Origin of the sequence: Curtobacterium sp. MCLR17_034 (assembly GCF_003234485.1) — a bacterium.
GTDB classification, from domain to species: Bacteria; Actinomycetota; Actinomycetes; order Actinomycetales; family Microbacteriaceae; genus Curtobacterium; species Curtobacterium flaccumfaciens.
In genome coordinates this window covers 15,572-32,669 of sequence record NZ_QKTH01000002.1, presented here as the reverse complement: position 1 = coordinate 32,669, position 17,098 = coordinate 15,572, and the positions used below count along the sequence as shown (strand labels likewise).

Sequence of the window (17,098 nt, the reverse complement as noted above, 5' to 3'; positions counted from 1 at the left end):
GTCAGTCCCCGTGGACGATGCAGACCGCGTCCAGGTCCATCGCGGCCTCGAGCGCGGCCGAGATCCCCGATTCGCCGTCGGGGCCGGCGGGCGTCACGGTGTCGACCCACCAGAGCGGCGTCGCCAGGGTCGGGGCATCCGGCAGGATCCGCTCGACCTCGTCGAAGGAGTCCACCCGGCGCACGCCGAGCACGGTGATCACCGGGTGGGTGGCGTCACGGCAGACCTGCATCATCGGGCCGTCGTCGAGCGCCCGGACACCCCAGGTCTCGTCGTGCAGCAGGAGCGCCTCCGCCACCTCGCGCGTCTCCACCGGCTGGCGGCAGAGGATGGTGACGTCACGCGGCACCCTGACCGCCCACCATCCGGTCGTCGCGGACGTGTCCGTCGAGCGTGCCCTCGTCGTGCGCGGGGTCGAGCGGTGCGCCGCCGACCAGCTGCAGGAAGCGATCCTCGTCGATGCGGTCGAGGAACGACTCGAGCGCTTCCCAGCCGTCCTCGAAGCGGACGATCATGCCGCCGTCGTCAGCCGCGTCGGCATCCGGACGGGCGGCCGAGCCTGAGCCGGCCGCGAAGGTCGCGGTCGTGGTGCGCGGTGGCGGCCAGACGCCGTCGCGGTCCAGGAAGCCGGCGGCCTCGGGGCCCACGACGACGGCGAGCGGCGACGGCTCCCCGTGCGAGACGGCCCGGACCAGGTGGTCCGCGTCGCCGCGGCGCTGCATGACGACGCCGAACACGGGGACGACCTGGTCGGCGACCCGCTGCACGGCGTCGAACATCCGGTTCGCCAGCCCCGGGTCGGTGTTCTCCTCGGGCACGGTGAGCACGGCGGACATCGTCTCGACGACGACCCCGCCGACCAGGTGCGCGGTCATCGTCGCGGAGAACCCCTCGCCGACGGCGTACGAGGTCGAGATGCCGGGTGCCTCGTGCTTCGCGTACTGCGTGACGACCCAGCGGTCCCACGGCACGGTGAGCGGTTCGGCGGTGCCCCACCGGGTCGGGCAGGTGCCGACGGTGTGGCACAGCGCCTCGATCGCGGAGCCCATGTCGACCGCACGGCCTGGGTGGTGGCGGAGGGTCAGGTCGATGCTGATCTGTCGCACCGAGTCGGCCGAGACGGGGTGCTCGGGCGACGGGGTGCCCACGAGTTCGGGGCCGCGGTGCACGAAGTCCTCGATGTCGGAGGCGGCGACGCCGGTCCGGCCGTCACGCAGCGTGCCGTCGAAGTCGGACACCGCCCACGCGGCGCCGTACGCGCCGAGCGCGTGACGGAGAGCCGGGGTGATCGCCGCGGCCCGGCCGGTGCGGAGCACGACCGTCCGTCCGGCGTCCGCCGACCGACGGAGCAGCGAGGCGAGCGCGTCCGTCAGCCACACGACGGGCGAGGCGGACTCGACCACGATCGCCGAGCCGACCACGTCGTCGATGAGGGGATGCCTGACCATCCGGGTCCTCCTCGGTTCGGGGCTGGAACTCCCTGGACGGTACACACGGGGGCGACACCTGTCCGTCAGGCTCGCACCCTCACAGCGGAGACTCGGGAGGCGCGACACGCGCCCGCGAGACGGCGTACGGTGCGCGGTCGGCTGGCTTCCAGGCGAGAATCCGCTAGGCTTGCCGAGTCCCGTTCTGCGGGGCGCGCGAGTGTAGTTCAATGGTAGAACTCCAGCTTCCCAAGCTGGTAGCGCGGGTTCGATTCCCGTCACTCGCTCCGTCGGACGTACGCTCGCCGCATGTCCTCCTCCTCCTCCGGTTCCCCCGAACGCACCGCACCCGTGGTCGTCATCGGTGCCGGGGTCGTCGGCGCCGCGACCGCGTACGCCCTCACCGCCCGCGGCGAGCGCGTCCTGCTCGTGGAACAGCACGCTCGCGGCCACCACCTCGGTTCCTCGCACGGTGCGACCCGGATCTTCCGGCAGGGCTACGCCGACCCGGAGTACGTCGCGCTGACCACCCGCGCACTGGCGCTGTGGGAAGCGCTCGAGGCCGCTGCCGGCGAAGAGCTCATCGTCCGCACGGGTGCCGTCGACCACGGTCGGCCCGAGGTCGTCGACGCGATCGCCGCGGCCCTCGCCGACGCGGACATCCCGCACGAGTCGCTCACGCCGGACCAGGCGGCGGCGCGCTGGCCCGGCATCGCGTTCGAGGGGAACGTGCTGGCCCACCCCTCGGCCGGGCGCATCCGCTCCGACCGGACGATCGAGGTGTTCCTCACGCTGGCCGAAGCGACCGGTCTCGCCGACCTGCGGTTCGACACGCGGGTCACCGGGCTCGAGGACCACGGTGACGACGTCACCGTGACGCTGTCCGACGGCGGCGCGGTCCGTACCGCGTCCGTGGTGGCCGCGGTGGGCTCGTGGGCCCCCACGCTGGTCGGCGAGCTGCTCGCCGGACGCGGGGCGGGCCTCCCGGCCATCCGCGTCACCCAGGAGCAGCCGGCCCACTTCCCCAGCCACCTGCCGGACGCGGCCTGGCCGAGCTTCGTGCACTGGGCCGACGGCGACGACGTGTACGGGCTGCTGACGCCGGGCGAGGGCGTCAAGGTCGGGTTCCACGGCACCGGGCCAGTCGTCGACCCGGACCACCGGGACTTCACTCCCGTGCCGGCCGAGGCCGAGCGACTGCAGGCGTACGTCGCGCGGTACGTGCCGGGGGTCGACGCGACGAAGCCGACGTTCATCAGCTGCCTGTACGACAACTCCCCCGACGAGGACTTCGTGCTCGACCGGGTCGGGCCGCTGACCGTGGCGACGGGGTTCTCCGGGCACGGCTTCAAGTTCGCGCCGCTGCTCGGCGAGATGCTCGCGGACCTCGCGACGGGCGGCGTGCCGCACCCGCGCTTCGCCCTGCCGGAGCTGGTGCCCACGCCCTGACGCCAGCGCGCGGTCGTTCGCGAGACGCCGGCGTGTTCGTTCGACGCCGTCATGTCGTCGAGACGCCGCCGAATCTGGAGGCGTCTCGAGGAAAACGAGGCGTCCTGCGCACACACCGGCGTCTCACACCCGCGCACACGCCGGCGTCTCGCAACCGGCCACTACGGTGGGAACCGTGCGCATCATCGTGGCTCCGGACTCGTTCAAGGGCACCGCGACGGCGGCGTCGATCGCTGCGGCGGTCCGTGCCGGCTGGCTGACCGAACGCCCCGACGACGACGTGGTGCTCGTCCCGATGGCCGACGGCGGCGAGGGCACGCTCGACGCCTTCGAGACCGCCGTCCCCGGGGCCGTCCGGGTCCCCGTCACCGTCACCGGGCCGGCCGGGACACCGGTCGACACCCACTGGCTGCGGCTGCCCGACGGCCGCGCGGTGGTGGAGCTCGCGGCGACGAGCGGCCTCCCCCTGCTCGACGCACCGATGCCGGACACGGCGACGAGCCGCGGGTTCGGCGAGGCGATCGCCGCCGCGCTCGATGCCGGTGCCACGGGGCTCGTGCTCGGCATCGGGGGCAGCGCGTCCACCGACGGCGGGCGTCCGGTGCTCGAGGCGCTCGGACTCGACAGCGACGGAGCCGGCACCGACGGCCTCCGGGCACTCCCCCCGCTCGGCGTCACCGTGCTCACCGACGTGACCTCTCCGCTGCTCGGTCCGACCGGTGCCGCAGCCGTCTTCGGCCCGCAGAAGGGCATCACGCCCGACCGTGTGGCGTCCTTCGACGACCGGCTCGCCACCTGGGCCGCGCGGTTCCCCGACGTCGACCCGGACACCCCAGGCGCCGGAGCCGCCGGCGGTGTCGGGTTCGGCCTGCTGGTGTGGGGCGCCACGCTCGCCGGTGGGGCCGCGGCCGTCGCCGAGGTCCTCGGGTTGCCGGCGCTGCTCGAGGGGTCCGACATGAACGGGGCCGGTGGAGCGAACGGGGCCGACGTCGTGATCAGCGGCGAAGGGTGCTTCGACGAGCAGAGCGCCGTCGGCAAGGTGCCCTCGGTGGTCCGCGGCCTGACCGCGGCGCACGCTCCCGGAGCCCGCTCGATGCTCGTCGCCGGCGCGATCGAGGCCCCGCTCGACGACTACGTGGCCGCCGCGTCGCTCACCGTGCTCGCGACGCAGACCAACGGCGAGCCCGACGACGCTCTCGCCGACCCGCTGCGCTTCGCCACGATCGCCGGGCAGCGGCTGGCCCGGCTCGCCTGAGCGAGCAGAACGACGCGAGCAACGACGCGAGCACCGACGCGAGCACCGCGGCGGCGCAGTACCGTGGCGGCGCAGTGCCCGCGCCGACGCGCCGCGCAGCCGCCGCGACGCGCCGCGCAGCCGCCGCGACGCGCCCGTCCGCGGGCACAGGGGTGTCCTGGTTGTACCTCCCACCCGGCCGCGGCTGCGCGCACACTGGTTCCGGGCCGGAACCGGCCCGCAACGCACCACCCCCACGAGGAGATCATTGCGCACCGTCAACGCGTACGCGGCACCGTCAGCGACCGAGCCGCTCGTCAAGACCACCATCACCCGTCGGGACGTCGGCCCGGACGACGTCGCGATCGACATCGCCTACGCCGGCATCTGCCACTCGGACATCCACACCGTCCGCGGTGAGTGGGGCCCCATCCAGTACCCGCAGGTCGTCGGCCACGAGATCGTCGGCCACGTCACCGAGGTCGGCGCGAACGTCACCAAGCACAAGGTCGGCGACCGCGTCGGCGTCGGCTGCATGGTGAACTCGTGCGGCGAGTGCGAGAACTGCGTCGCCGGCCAGGAGCAGTACTGCCTCAAGGGCAACATCGGCACCTACGCCAGCGTCGACCCGGCCGACGGCTCGATCACCCAGGGCGGCTACTCGCAGGCCGTCGTGGTGAACGAGGACTTCGTCCTCCGTGTCCCCGAGTCGCTCGACATCGAGAAGGTCGCGCCGCTGCTCTGCGCCGGCATCACCACCTACTCGCCCCTGCACCACTGGAACGCCGGCCCCGGCACCAAGGTCGCTGTCGTCGGCATGGGCGGGCTCGGCCACATGGCCGTCAAGATCGCCGTCGCGCTCGGCGCCGAGGTCACCGTCCTGTCGCAGACCACCTCGAAGCAGGAGGACTCGCTCCGCTACGGCGCGAAGGCCCACTACGCGACGAAGGACCCGGAGACGTTCGAGAAGCTCGCGAACTCCTTCGAGCTGATCATCAACACCGTCTCGGCGAAGATCCCGATGGGCGCCTACCTCGGCCTGCTCAAGGTCGACGGCACGCTCGTCAACGTGGGCGCTCCGTCCGAGCCGCTCGAGGTGCCGGCCTTCGCGCTCATCCCGCGTCGGCTCAGCTGGGCGGGTTCCGCCATCGGCGGCATCCAGGAGACCCAGGAGATGCTCGACTTCTGCGCCGAGCACGGGATCCTCCCGGAGACCGAGCTCATCAGCGCCGACCAGATCAACGAGGCCTACGAGCGCGTGCTGTCCTCGGACGTCCGCTACCGCTTCGTGATCGACGCGGCCACGCTGGCGTAGTCGTCACCACCTGACAGACGGAAGGCCCGTTGCCGGCTGGCACCGCCCTCCCTCGCAGGCTCGGTCGGCGCGCCCCGCGCAACGCTTCGCGTTGCCACGGAGCGGGGCGCGCACGTCTGTCGTCTCGGTTCCGTCAGCCGACCTCGTCACCGGACGGCAGCGCGCCGCACCAGTCGACGGAGCCCGCGTCGATGCTCGCCTCGAGCGCACCAGAGGCCGCGTCGACGATGCTCACGAGCTCGCCGGTCGCCGACTTCGTCGCGACCGCGACGAACTGACTGTTCGGGGACGGGCAGACCGCGGTGACGCTCGCGTCGTCCGGGATCGTCACGGGCAGCCGGGAGGCCCGTCCCCCGTCCACGCGCACGATCCGTGCCGCGATGGTGCCGTCCGACCGCACGTCCCCCAGCACCCGCAGGTACGTGTCGTCGGACAGCTGGGCGATGCGGCCGAGGACGGCCGCATCGGTGCTCGCGGCGGGCGCCTGCAGCGCCGACTTCGACCCGTCGGTCAGGTCCAGCCGCTCGATGCCGGTGCCCGTCTCGACGACGGCGGTGGTGCCGGTGCCGACGAAGCCGTGCAGGTAGGTGGCGCTGCCGAGCCGGACCGGGTCGGCACGCCCGCTCATGTCGACGAGCACCAGGTCGTCGCTGCCCGTCCGGACCAGCGCGCTCTCGGTCCGCGGCACGTAGGCCCACTGCCCGACCGTCATCGGCACGGCGCCCGTCTTCGGCTTGCCGTTCGCCGCGATCGCCGTGGGCATGTGGGTGCCCGTCATGTCGACCACGTACAGGCCGGTGTTCCGGGACTGCCCGGTCGAGGTGTCGGCGTACTCGAACCCGAACGAGGCCCCGTCGTCGGCGACGTGGAGCGCCGTGACGCGGCCCTCGGCGGTCGGCAGGGTGAGGTGTTCGACGGGGGCATCGGCGTCCTGCACGCCACCGCTCAGCGCCACGATGTCCACGGACGAGCTGGCGTCCGTGCCGCTCACGACGACCAGGGAACGGCCGAGCCGGGCGTACTCGGAGATCGCGGTGCCCTCGTAGACCGTGGTGGCGCCGCCCGCATCGAGGGAGCGTCGGACGATGCGGTCCTTCGCCCCGGCCTGCCCGGGCACGAGTGCGAGCACGTCGGTGCTGCCGGTGCGGATCGCCGCGGTCAGGTCGGACGTGGCGCGCTGCCCGGGTGCCCGGACGTCCGCGACCGTCACGGTGTACTCGCGGTCGTAGGCCAGGGGTCCGGCGAACTCGACGGCGATGGTGTTGCCGCTCGAGGTCACGGTGTGCGCCGCAGCCGGGCTGACCCGGACGTCGGCGGCGGCGACCTTCTGCAGCGCCTGGTTCGCCGTGAGGATCACCCGCTGGGCCGGCCGGGTGACGAGACCGGTCGCGTCGTAGGACACGTCGCGGAGCCGCGGGCCCTGCTGCGAGCCGACGACCGCGGCGAGCGCGGCGACCACGGCGAGGACCACCACGACGGCGACGTACCGGCGGTGGAAGCGGTGTGCGACGGGGCGGCGCTCGCGGCGCTGGTCTCCGTGGTGCTGGTCTCCGCGGCGCTCAGAACTCATACGGGTCCTCGGGCTGGGCGATGTCGGTGATCTTCGCGGCCTTGACGACGATGCGGGCGTCGGCGGACTGGTCCGGGTTGGCGGCCAGGGCTCCGCGGACGGTGACCCACTGGCCCTCGTCGGGGACGGTCCCGGTGCCGTCGCCGGTCACGACACCGAGGCCGACCGGTTGCGCGTCCACGGCGCAGCAGCTGATCACGAAGCGGGTGAGGGTGAAGGACCCGTCGTCGCCCGGCACCACGAAGCCCGTCAGTTCGACCTGCTTGCCGACCAGGGCCGTGGTGTCCGTGGTCTGTCGGATCAGCGCGGCCCAGTCCTTGACGCCGTACTCCAAGGTGTCGACACCCTCGCTGCCGAGCAGCTGCACCGCGGACTCCGAGCCGGTGGCGTTGGACAGGGTCGCCGAGTCCACGCTCCGCTGCTGGGCGGTGCGGGCGGACAAGGTCGTCGGGGGCAGGACGAGCATCGCGACGGTGACGCCGATCGTGACGACGGCGGCGGCTCCGCCGAGGGCGAGGCGGACGGCGCGACGGCGGCCTCCCGTCCGCTGCTGCTGGTGCAGATCGAGGTCGTCCTCGTCGTCGCCGTGGGTGTGGCCGTGACCCCGGGCGATGACGACGAGTGCGGCGACCGACGCGGGCACCCCGACGGCGGCGAGTACCACCGTGAACACCGAGTACCGCGGGTTGATGTACAGGTCGAGGTGCCCGACCAGCGCGAGCCACAGCGTGCAGAGGGCCGCGGCCAGCACCGACCCGAGACCCAGGTACGCGGCCGCGTTGCTGCGTGCATCAGACGAGGACATTCATCACCAACCCGACGGCTCCGGCGAACAGGACGCACACGACGGACAGCAGCACCAGGAAGCGGACCCGGAACGTCGTGCGCAGCAGGGCGATCATCTTGACGTCGATGATCGGCCCGATGATCAGGAAGGCCGTGATCGACCCGGGCAGGAACGTCGACGCGAAGGACAGCGCGAAGAAGGCGTCGACGTTCGAGCAGAGCGACACCGTCATCGCCAGGAGCATCATCGCCGCGACGGACAGCACCGGGTTCGAGCCGACGGCCACCAGGGTCGATCGGGGCACGGCAACCTGGATCGCCGCGGCGAGGCCGGCACCGACGAACAGCGCCGGCATCATCGTCGCCGTCTCGCCGCCGAACTGCGCGGCGCTCTGCCGCCAGCGGTGCAGGCCGCGGGGCGCTCCGACGGCCGCACGGCACCGGGCCTCGAAGGCGGGGAGCAGCAGGTCGGCCGGACGGCGGTGCGCGGCGACGATCCAGCCGACGAGGTTCGCGATGACGAACCCGCCGACGATGCGCACCGGCAGGATCCACCCGGACCAGCCGAACGCCTGCGCGGTGCTGATGATGACGAGCGGGTTGAGGATCGGGGCCGCGACGAGGAACGTGACGGCCTCGGCCGGCGTGAACCCGCGCATCATCAGGCCGCGGGCGAGGGGCACGTTGCCGCACTCGCACACCGGGAAGAGCATGCCGATCAGGGAGATCACGGCGCGACGGCCGAAGGCGTTCTGCGGCAGGACCTTCTCGAGCGCGCCGACCGGCACCCAGACCTCGACGACGATCGACAGCACGATGCCGAGCACCACGAACGGCAGGGACTCGACGACGACGCTGATCGCCAGTGTGAGGAAGTCCTGCACGACGTCCGGCAGCCCGGTCGACCCGATGCTCGGGGAGAACAGCCGGATGCCCAGCAGGACGACGACGGCGAGCAGCACCAGGCCGGGGCCGGTGAGGCTCCGGGTGCGCTGCGGCGGCCGCGTGGTCGTCGTCACCGGGACAGGATAGGTGACGCCTCCTGCCCGGGGCTGCGCACGGGGCGGCTCAACCCGCGGTGACGCCGTCGAGGTGCCGGTCGAGCACGTCGATCGCCCAGTCGCCGGACTCCCCCGGAGCCAGTCGGACGACCTGCATCGCGAGTCCGTCCAGGAGCGCGTGGAGGCGGCAGGCCTCGTACTCCCGGTCGTCCGCCGGTACCCCGAGCAGCCCGAGGACCTCCTCGCACCACGTCCGCATCGCCGCGACGGTCCGGTCGAGCGTCGGCCGGAGCCCGACGTCGGTGAGCGCGGCGTTGCCGAGCGCCAGGTAGACCTCGAGCTCGACGACCCGCTCCTCGTCGAGGGGCAGCAGCTCGAGCACGATCCGGCGTGCGCGTCGGGCGGGCGTGAGGTCGTCGGGGATGGCGTCGATGCGCTCGCGGATCCGGTCGAACACGAGCGTGATGGTGTGCTCGCGGACGCTCGCCTGGGTCGGGAACGTGTAGCGGACCGTGCTCGGCGGCAGTCCGGCCTCGGCGGCGACGTTCCGCACGCTCAACGCTCCGAGCCCGTCGCGCACGAGGACCCGGCACGCCGCCTCGGACACGGTGCGGCGCCGTTCGTCGACGTCCATGCTCCTGGCCACGGCGCCATACTCGCACAGTCGTACCAACTCGTGCTACCGTCAAGGTCGTTGTCGCACAGTCGTACGACAACGAGAACGAATGACTCCCGCAGGAAAGGACATCGTCATGGCATGGGCAATCCTCGTGCTCAGCGGCGTGCTCGAGGCCGTCTGGGCCACCGCCCTCAGCGCCTCGAACGGCTTCAAGAAGGTCGTCCCCACGATCGTGTTCGTCGCAGGGATGGCGCTGAGCATGGTGGGGCTGGCGTTCGCGATGAAGAGCATCCCCGTCGGCACCGCGTACGCCGTCTGGGTCGGCATCGGGGCATCCCTGACCGTGGTCGTCGCGATCCTCCGCCGACAGGAGGCCGCGTCCTTCGCCCGACTCGCCCTGGTCTTCGGCCTGGTGGCGTGCGTCATCGGCCTCAAGGTGGTGAGCTGACGTGGCCTGGATCGTCCTGTTCGTCAGCGCCGCGCTCGAGACCGTCTGGGCGACCGCCCTCGGCGAGAGCGACGGCTTCACCGAGCTCCGACCGACGATCGTGTTCGCCGTCACGATCGTGATCAGCCTCGTCGCCTTCGGCTACGTCCTCAAGCACATCCCGATCAGCACGGCGTACGCGGTGTGGACCGGGACCGGCGCCGCGCTCACGGTGCTGTGGGGCATGGCCACCGGCGCCGAACCGGTCACGGTGCTGCGCCTGCTCTTCATCGCCGGCATCGTCGGGTGCGTCGTCGGCCTCAAGCTCGTGCCGGCCCGCCCCGTCGCGGAGCCCGCTGCCGAGCTCACGCGCTGAGCGACAGCTCACGCACCAGCGACCCCGTGAGGTGTCGCTGACCCCGTGAGGCGAGTGCGGTCCGAGCACGCGCGCCGAGACGGACGGGAGGCCCGGTGCCAGCTGGCACCGGGCCTCCCGTCCGATCTGGGGTCGCGCCCACCGCGCATGGTGAGCAGCAATGGTCGGGTCACCTCGCGGGACCCGACCGTTCCTGCTCACGAAGCGAGCGCTGGGAGCGTCAGACGGACGCGCCCGTCCACTCGTCCTCGGCGGCGACGTGGTCGCTGCCGACCGTGCCGGCCGCCATCGCAGCAGCGGCCCGTGCCGCGTGCGACGGCGGGTCCGACGGCACGTCGGCCGGACGACCCTCGTCGTTCAGCTTGCGCAGCTCCGGCACGATGTCCGTGGCCAGGATGTCGATCTGCTCGAGCACCGTCTTGAGCGGCAGACCGGCGTGGTCGATGAGGAACAGCTGGCGCTGGTAGTGGCCGACGTGGTCCTTCATCGCCGCGTACCGGTCGATGACCTGCTGCGGCGAACCGACGGTGAGCGGGGTCTGGGCGGTGAAGTCCTCCATCGAGGGGCCGTGGCCGTAGACCGGGGCGTTGTCGAAGTAGGGCCGGAACTCGTTGATCGCGTCCTGCGAGTTCTTCCGCGCGAAGAACTGCCCACCGAGCCCGACGATCGCCTGGTCGGCGCGGCCGTGCCCGTAGTGCTCGAAGCGCTGGCGGTACAGGCCGACCATCTGCTCGGTGTGCTGGATCGGCCAGAAGATGTTGTTGTGGAAGAAGCCGTCGCCGTAGTAAGCGGCCTGCTCGGCGATCTCCGGCGTGCGGATCGAGCCATGCCAGACGAACGGCGGGACACCGTCGAGCGGACGCGGGGTCGAGGTGAAGCCCTGCAGCGGCGTGCGGAACTTGCCCTGCCAGTTGACGACGTCGTTCTCCCAGAGCTGGCGGACGAGCGCGTAGTTCTCGATCGCCAGGTTGACGCCCTGGCGGATGTCCTGCCCGAACCACGGGTAGACGGGGCCGGTGTTGCCGCGACCCATCATCAGGTCCATGCGGCCGTCGGACACGACCTGGAGCATCGCGTACTCCTCCGCGATGCGCACCGGGTCGTTCGTGGTGATCAGGGTCGTCGACGTGGACAGCGTGATGTCCTTCGTCTTCGCCGCCAGGTAAGCGAGCAGCGTGGTCGGCGACGAGGCCACGAACGGCGGGTTGTGGTGCTCACCGGTCGCGAAGACGTCGAGCCCGGCCTGGTCGGCATGCTCGGCGATCGTCAGGATGTCGCGGACGCGCTGGGTGTCGTCCGGCGTGGTGCCGGTCGTGGGGTCGGTCGTGACGTCACTGACCGTGAAGATGCCGAACTGCATGATGCGCCGCCTTTCGCGATTTCGATGCGTTTGCATCGACTTGCTCGGTACAACGTAGCGCACGGCGTGGCATTCCCGCCAGGCTCACGCCCGTCGGACGGGCGGCCTGGAGGCCCGGCTCGGCTCCCCGGGTCAGCCGACGGCTTGCAGCGTGGCTGGGTCAGCGGGCGGTCGGCAGCGTGGCCGGGTCGGTGCGCGCGGCGTGGTGCATCCCGTCGAGGAACCACACGATGGTCACGACCGCCAGGACGCTCGCGCTGGACGCCAACCGCCCCGCCACCAGGATCGCGGCATGGTCGTACGCGCCATCACCGGTCAGGCCGACCACGAGCGCCGCAACACCGATCACCAGCGTGAGCCCGGTCGCGACGAGGAGCACGACGCTCACCACCCGCCGAGGCCCCCGCCGACCGTCACGGTCGCCCCGGAGCCCCCGGTCGACCCGGGGTCCGACCGCGCGGACGATCCCGAGCCAGAACATCGCGATCGCGCAGGCGCCGATGATGTCGCTGACCCGGTGCCAGCCGTAGACCACGGTCTGGTTCGCCACGAAGACCGCGTACCCGACGCCGACGATGGTCACCAGCGGGCGGAACCGACGAGGCGTGACCATCAGGACCGCGAACAGCGCCGCCAGTGCAATCGTCGCGTGCCCGGACGGGAACGAGTTCGGCGTCGTCGACTGAGCGATCTCAGGGCGCACGGCGATACGCTTGACGAGCGTCGAGGTGGCCGCCGACGCGAGCACCACGACCCCCGCGCCGAGTCCCACCGAGAGCCGCCGTCTGGCGAACGCCACGGCGACGATCACGACGACGAGCAACAGGATCACCGGCACCGAGATGACGTTGAGCGCAGTGTCCGAGCTGAACAGGTCGGACTCCCGGACCCCGCCGAGCGCGGCGTCCTCCGCTTTCTGACCGACCGGGGTCAGCACCGCGACCCCGTAGACGAGAGGCACGATCACGAACCCCAGAGCCGCCAGCGCAGCCCACCGCCCCCGCCGCGAGACCCACGGTCCGCGCGACTCGGATGCACTGCGCTCGGGTGTCAAGGTCACCGGGCTGGTCCTCCTCGGAGTGGTCGTCGTCGGGCTCGTCGCACGACTGGCGGCGGCGCTGCGATTGGGTCGGTCGGGGTCCGACACGATACCGTTGGAGCACCGGCCGGAGGCTGGGAACCGCACCCCCGTCGGCCGTGCACTGCGCGCTGACACGAGGGGATCGGTGATCCCCGCCGGGCCGTCGCACCACGCGGGACCGACGCACGTCGCGTCGGCAGTGTACGAGGAGGAAACCGAAGTGGCCATCAAGGAACCGGGCATCATCGCCTCGCCGAACCGGGGTCTCGCACTCACGGCCGGCGGCGTCCTCGCACTCTGGGGCGTCCTGGGCTTCTTCTTCGCCGCCGACGGCGACCCGGGCTTCTTCAACCGCCAGGGCGGCATGCTGTGGAACGCGTTCGGCGTGAACCCGGCGCTCTGCCTGGTGTGGGTGCTGCTCGCCGCAGTGCTGCTCATCACCGGCCTCGGCAACACCGTCGGATCACGCAACGGCAACCTGCTCGTCGGCGTCCTGCTCGTCCTCTTCGCGGTGTACGGCTTCGTCTTCGTCGACACCTCCGCCAACGTCTTCGCGCTGAACACCACGGACAACGTGTTCCACGCGATCGTCGGTGTGCTCCTGCTGCTCACCGCGCTCGGTGCCGACAAGGAGAACCTCCGCGCCCTGCGAGCGGCGCGCGCCTGACGCACCCGCTCGACTGCACTCCCGACGCCCGTCTGCCGCTCCGGCAGGCGGGCGTCGTCGTGTGTGCGGGGGCGGGGCGGTCCGGCGGGGTGGTCCGGCGGGTGTGGTCCGGCGGGGGTGTCGTCCGGTCACGACTCCCCGCTCAGGTGCGTCGGCCGGTCACGAACTGTCGGATGCGGAGTGTCCAGGCGACGACGAGTGACCACTCGGCGCAGGACCGACGGGGAGCCGTGACCGCTCGGCAGTGTGCGTCCGGGCATGCAGGCGCGCGTGCCGGCGGCGTGCGGCCGAAGCGGACCCAACGGGTCAGTCGGACGCGTCAGTCGGCGTCGGAGTCGGCGTCGGGCTGCTGCTTCGGGGCCTCGAGCTCGGTGGCGACGATGCGGGGCGCCTCGGACATGAAGCGTCGGACGTCCAGGTCGACGATGATGTCCTGCGGCCGGAGCGGCCGGGTGAGGAACAGCCCCTCGAGGGAGGTCAGCCGCGACAGCGCCACGTACGTCTGGCCCGCGCTGAACACCCGGTTGCCGAGGTCGACCACGGCCCGGTCGTAGGTGCTGCCCTGCGACTTGTGGATGGTCACGGCCCAGGCGAGCCGGAGCGGGAACTGCTGGAACTCCCCGACGGTGTCCTTCTTGAGTTCCTTCTTGTCCGCGTCGTACGAGTACTTGAACTTCTCCCACACCGACGGCTGGACCTCGAACGACTCACCGTCGACGTCGACCCACACCGTGTCGCGGATGGCCGTCACGATGCCCAGGGTGCCGTTCACCCAACGCTGGTCGGCGTCGTTGCGCAGGAACATCACGTGCGCGCCGGGCTTCAACTCGAGGGCTTCGTCGGCCGGGAAGTTCCGTCCGCCGAAGTCGCCGTTCACGTCGGCCTTGGCGGTCTTCACCTTGCCGGGCAGCCGTTCGAGGGCCGCCTTGTTGATCCGGGCGACCGTGTCGTTGCGGGTCGCCAGGGTGATGGCGTCGTCCGGGGCCGGACGTGCCCCGGCGGTGTTGAGCTGCTCGGCGATGTCCGCGGTGACCCGGCCGTGCCGGACGGCGGTGAGCATCGCGGCGAAGGCGTCGTCGCGCTGCCGGTGCACCGTGGCGAGCTCGATGATGTTGAGCTCGGCCTCGAGCCACACCTTGGCGTCGAAGAACCACATCGACCGGTAGTGGTCGGTGAAGTAGGCGCGCTCGTCGGCGTCGCCGGGCACCGGGGGCAGCTGGTACGGGTCGCCGAACATCACGACCTGCACACCGCCGAACGGCTCGAACTGCCGACCGCGGGCCTTGCGGAGCGACCGGTCCATGCCGTCGAGCAGGTCGGCGTTGACCATCGAGACCTCGTCGATGACCAGGGTGTCGATCGTGTTGAGGAGCTTGCGGGTGTCCGGGCCCTGCCGCAGCTCGGCGTCCGCGATGAGTCCGATCGGCAGCCGGAACAGGGAGTGGATCGTCTGGCCGCCGACGTTGAGCGCGGCGACCCCCGTCGGGGCGCAGATGACGACCTGCTTCTCGGTGTTCCACGACAGGTGGTTGAGGAGCGTGGACTTGCCCGTGCCGGCCCGGCCGGTGATGAACACGTGGTCTCGGGTGTGCTCGATGTACTCGAAGACGGCGCGCTGTTCGTCGCTCAGCTCGATGCTCATCGGGCGTCCGCTCCGGGCGAGGGTTCGAGGTCGTCGCTGCCGTCGTCGAAGTCCAGGTCGTCCTGGTCAACCTGGGAAGCGGGCTCGGCGGCGGCGGTCGGGCCGGCCACAGCTGCGTCGCCGGCAGCAACTGCGTCAACGGCGTGGGCCGGGTCTCCCCCGTCACGCCGCAGCCGCACGAGCACCACCACGACCACGGTCACCAGGAGCAGCACCCCGGCGACGATCAGCACGAGCCCGGCCCGGGCCTGGTCGACGAGCGGATCCGGCCCCCACGTCCGGCCCATCGCACCGAACCACGATGCCTGCAGCAGCCCGAGCGGCCCGCGCATCGCGATCCCGAGCGAGACGGTGCCCGCCGCGATCACCATCGCCCCGACGATCCGGACGGCGGCGGCAGCCGTGGTCGGGCGACGGTGCCCGGCAGGGATCGGTGTGCAGAGCGTCGGGACGGCCAGCAGCCCGACCAGCAGGAACACGGCGTCGCTGACGGTACGACCGGTGGGGTCGCTCACCGACCACCGGACGGCATCGGTGGCGAAGAAGGCCCACCACAGGGCCGCCGCGAGCAGGAACGCGGGGAACGGCTGGGCCAGGTACCGCACGGAGGGGTGCTCGACGATGACGTCGGTCCACTCACGCACCCCCGTGCTGTCGTCGTTCCGGGGGTGCACGGCGGCGCGGATCAACGCGACGGGTGCCGCCGCCCACACCAGGGCGGGGACCACCAGGCCGAGCAGCACGTGGGCACCGACGTTCGCCGAGACGAGGAACCGGTCGTACTGATGCAGCGAGCCCGAGGTCGCGACCACCAGGGACACGACCGCCAGGGCCGCGGCGATCGAGCGACGCGCCGGCCACCGCACGCCGCTCCGCCGCAGTCGCACGACGCCGGCCACGTAGGTCGCGGCGAGCAGCACGGCGGCCATCAGCCAGAACAGGTCGATGTTCCACTGGGTCAGCCAGCCCCACGCACCGGGCGCGTGCGGCAGCAGGTCGTCGGTCAGGAGCTCCGCCGGGCTCGGGTCGGTGGTCTTGCTCAGGGCGATCTGGTCGACCGGGGTGGCGGTTCGTCCGAGTGCCGCGGCGAACCCCGACGCCACACCCATCACCGCGAGTTCGACGACGATGAGGGTCCAGAAGGGCCGCTGCCGACCGGGCGAGGTGGTCAGCGCACGGATGGCCCGACGGCGCTGCACCGCGCCGAGGACCCCGATGGCGACGATCGCACCGATCTTCACCAGGACGAGCGTGCCGTACGGGGTGAACAGGTTCGACAGCGCCCCGACGCGGATCTGCGCCGACGCGGTACCCGAGACGGCGACGAGCACGAAGCAGCCGAGGGCGATGCTCGAGTACCGCGCCACGACCACGGCCAGCCGGTCTCCGGGCAGCACCCCGCGCAGCAGCACGAGCATGACGAGCCCACCGACCCACAGCGCCGCACCGACCAGGTGCAGCCCCAGTGCGGTCACGGCGGCGTCGTGGCTCGCGGTACCGGCGGCGTGGCCCTGCTGTGCGAGCGGGATGAGACCGATCATCGAGACCGCGGCGGTCAGGGCGACCATGCCCCTCGAACGGACGGCGAAGCAGAGCACCGTGACGGCCGCGGCGACGAGGACGGTCACGAGCCAGGCGAGCCCGAGCTCGGTGCCGGTGAGGAAGACCCCCATCGACTGCCCGAACTGCTCGTCGATGCTGATGCGCGAACCGGCCACGCTGAGGAACGTGCAGAACGTGGCGACGGCCGACGCGACCGTCCAGACACCACTGGCCCCGGCAGCGACGTCGATCGCGCGGTTCCACTCGGGGCCGGAGCGCGACAGGCCGATGGTCGCCAGCGCGAGCCCGCCGATCGTGGTGGCCGCGGACAGGTCGACGACGAGCCGGGCGATCGGCAGCCCGAAGCGGACGCCGGGCCCCGGATCGGCGATGAGTGCGGGGTTCGCGCCCCCACCGATGACGAGTGCCGTGAGCAGCGCCACGAACCCGACGAGCAGGAGCACGGCGGGACCGGCGATGCGCGCGATCCGATTCACCCGTCAAGCCTAGGCGGTGCCCACCCGGCCGACGGACGGGGCGGGCCGATCTGTGCAAACCGGCACGGGCCTCCAGGCCAGGACCCGCGCACCACGCGCCCGCGC

Annotated in this window: 16 protein-coding genes and 1 tRNA gene; 7 read left to right on the top strand and 10 right to left on the bottom strand. The window is 71.9% G+C overall.

The annotated features are described in order from the left end of the window. Nucleotide 1: 1 nt before the first annotated feature. Together DEI98_RS02700 and DEI98_RS02695 are read right to left on the bottom strand one after the other, a co-directional pair. The gene (locus DEI98_RS02700) at nt 2-313 is read right to left on the bottom strand and encodes a hypothetical protein (protein ID WP_146243392.1); all 312 of its coding nucleotides are present in this window, start codon (nt 311-313) and stop codon (nt 2-4) included. Between the two features lie 25 nt (nt 314-338). Continuing rightward, entirely contained in the window at nt 339-1,448 is a 1,110-nt protein-coding gene (locus tag DEI98_RS02695) for a DUF6177 family protein (protein ID WP_071404923.1), read from the bottom strand. A 195-nt stretch (nt 1,449-1,643) separates the two neighbouring features. On the opposite strand from DEI98_RS02695, the gene DEI98_RS02690 reads away from it, so the two are divergent. The 4 genes from DEI98_RS02690 to DEI98_RS02675 all read left to right on the top strand — a co-directional run bounded on the left by DEI98_RS02690 (nt 1,644) and on the right by DEI98_RS02675 (nt 5,425). After that, a tRNA-Gly gene (locus tag DEI98_RS02690) sits at nt 1,644-1,714 on the top strand. 22 nt (nt 1,715-1,736) lie between these two features. Further along, nucleotides 1,737-2,876 (top strand): FAD-dependent oxidoreductase, encoded by a 1,140-nt coding sequence (locus DEI98_RS02685; protein WP_111099821.1) that lies wholly within the window; start codon nt 1,737-1,739, stop codon nt 2,874-2,876. 175 nt (nt 2,877-3,051) lie between these two features. Next, nucleotides 3,052-4,131 carry a glycerate kinase gene (locus DEI98_RS02680; RefSeq protein WP_111099820.1) on the top strand — a complete coding sequence of 360 codons (1,080 nt, stop codon included), beginning with the start codon at nt 3,052-3,054 and terminating at the stop codon, nt 4,129-4,131. Nucleotides 4,132-4,378: 247 nt separating this feature from the next. Next, on the top strand, nt 4,379-5,425 hold the full coding sequence (locus DEI98_RS02675; RefSeq protein ID WP_071246224.1) for an NAD(P)-dependent alcohol dehydrogenase: 1,047 nt from the start codon (nt 4,379-4,381) through the stop codon (nt 5,423-5,425). 133 nt (nt 5,426-5,558) lie between these two features. Here the strand turns inward: DEI98_RS02675 and DEI98_RS02670 are convergent, their stop codons facing one another. From DEI98_RS02670 to DEI98_RS02655, 4 genes are read right to left on the bottom strand one after another with little or no spacing between them, the layout of a single operon-like run. Then, nucleotides 5,559-6,995, bottom strand: coding sequence for a hypothetical protein (locus DEI98_RS02670; protein WP_111099819.1), 1,437 nt, complete (start codon nt 6,993-6,995; stop codon nt 5,559-5,561). Then, the gene (locus tag DEI98_RS02665; protein WP_111099818.1) at nt 6,985-7,800 is read right to left on the bottom strand and encodes a TIGR03943 family putative permease subunit; all 816 of its coding nucleotides are present in this window, start codon (nt 7,798-7,800) and stop codon (nt 6,985-6,987) included. The genes DEI98_RS02670 and DEI98_RS02665 overlap by 11 nt, the downstream gene beginning before the upstream one ends. Further along, nucleotides 7,787-8,800, bottom strand: a complete 1,014-nt coding sequence (locus DEI98_RS02660) for a permease (RefSeq protein WP_071246228.1) — start codon at nt 8,798-8,800, stop codon at nt 7,787-7,789. The genes DEI98_RS02665 and DEI98_RS02660 overlap by 14 nt, the downstream gene beginning before the upstream one ends. A 49-nt stretch (nt 8,801-8,849) precedes the next feature. Beyond that, on the bottom strand, nt 8,850-9,428 hold the full coding sequence (locus DEI98_RS02655; protein ID WP_164941264.1) for a TetR/AcrR family transcriptional regulator: 579 nt from the start codon (nt 9,426-9,428) through the stop codon (nt 8,850-8,852). Between the two features lie 106 nt (nt 9,429-9,534). Between DEI98_RS02655 and DEI98_RS02650 the strand changes: the two genes are divergently transcribed. After that, nucleotides 9,535-9,849, top strand: a complete 315-nt coding sequence (locus DEI98_RS02650) for a multidrug efflux SMR transporter (RefSeq protein WP_027464946.1) — start codon at nt 9,535-9,537, stop codon at nt 9,847-9,849. Nucleotide 9,850: 1 nt separating this feature from the next. Next, entirely contained in the window at nt 9,851-10,204 is a 354-nt protein-coding gene (locus tag DEI98_RS02645) for a multidrug efflux SMR transporter (protein WP_027464947.1), read from the top strand. Nucleotides 10,205-10,424: 220 nt separating this feature from the next. Here DEI98_RS02645 and DEI98_RS02640 read toward each other — a convergent pair whose 3' ends face one another. Together DEI98_RS02640 and DEI98_RS18475 are read right to left on the bottom strand one after the other, a co-directional pair. After that, nucleotides 10,425-11,564 carry a CE1758 family FMN-dependent luciferase-like monooxygenase gene (locus tag DEI98_RS02640; protein ID WP_027464948.1) on the bottom strand — a complete coding sequence of 380 codons (1,140 nt, stop codon included), beginning with the start codon at nt 11,562-11,564 and terminating at the stop codon, nt 10,425-10,427. 160 nt (nt 11,565-11,724) lie between these two features. Further along, entirely contained in the window at nt 11,725-12,525 is an 801-nt protein-coding gene (locus DEI98_RS18475) for a phosphatase PAP2 family protein (RefSeq protein ID WP_181437901.1), read from the bottom strand. A 340-nt stretch (nt 12,526-12,865) separates the two neighbouring features. Here DEI98_RS18475 and DEI98_RS18470 point away from each other — a divergent pair, with 340 nt between their 5' ends. Then, nucleotides 12,866-13,312 carry a DUF4383 domain-containing protein gene (locus tag DEI98_RS18470; RefSeq protein ID WP_171907796.1) on the top strand — a complete coding sequence of 149 codons (447 nt, stop codon included), beginning with the start codon at nt 12,866-12,868 and terminating at the stop codon, nt 13,310-13,312. Between the two features lie 319 nt (nt 13,313-13,631). Here DEI98_RS18470 and DEI98_RS02625 read toward each other — a convergent pair whose 3' ends face one another. Then, the gene (locus DEI98_RS02625; RefSeq protein WP_111099816.1) at nt 13,632-14,954 is read right to left on the bottom strand and encodes an ATP-dependent RecD-like DNA helicase; all 1,323 of its coding nucleotides are present in this window, start codon (nt 14,952-14,954) and stop codon (nt 13,632-13,634) included. Continuing rightward, the gene (locus DEI98_RS02620) at nt 14,951-16,993 is read right to left on the bottom strand and encodes a cytochrome c oxidase assembly protein (protein ID WP_111099815.1); all 2,043 of its coding nucleotides are present in this window, start codon (nt 16,991-16,993) and stop codon (nt 14,951-14,953) included. Before DEI98_RS02620 ends, DEI98_RS02625 begins: the two co-directional genes overlap by 4 nt. Nucleotides 16,994-17,098: the final 105 nt, after the last annotated feature.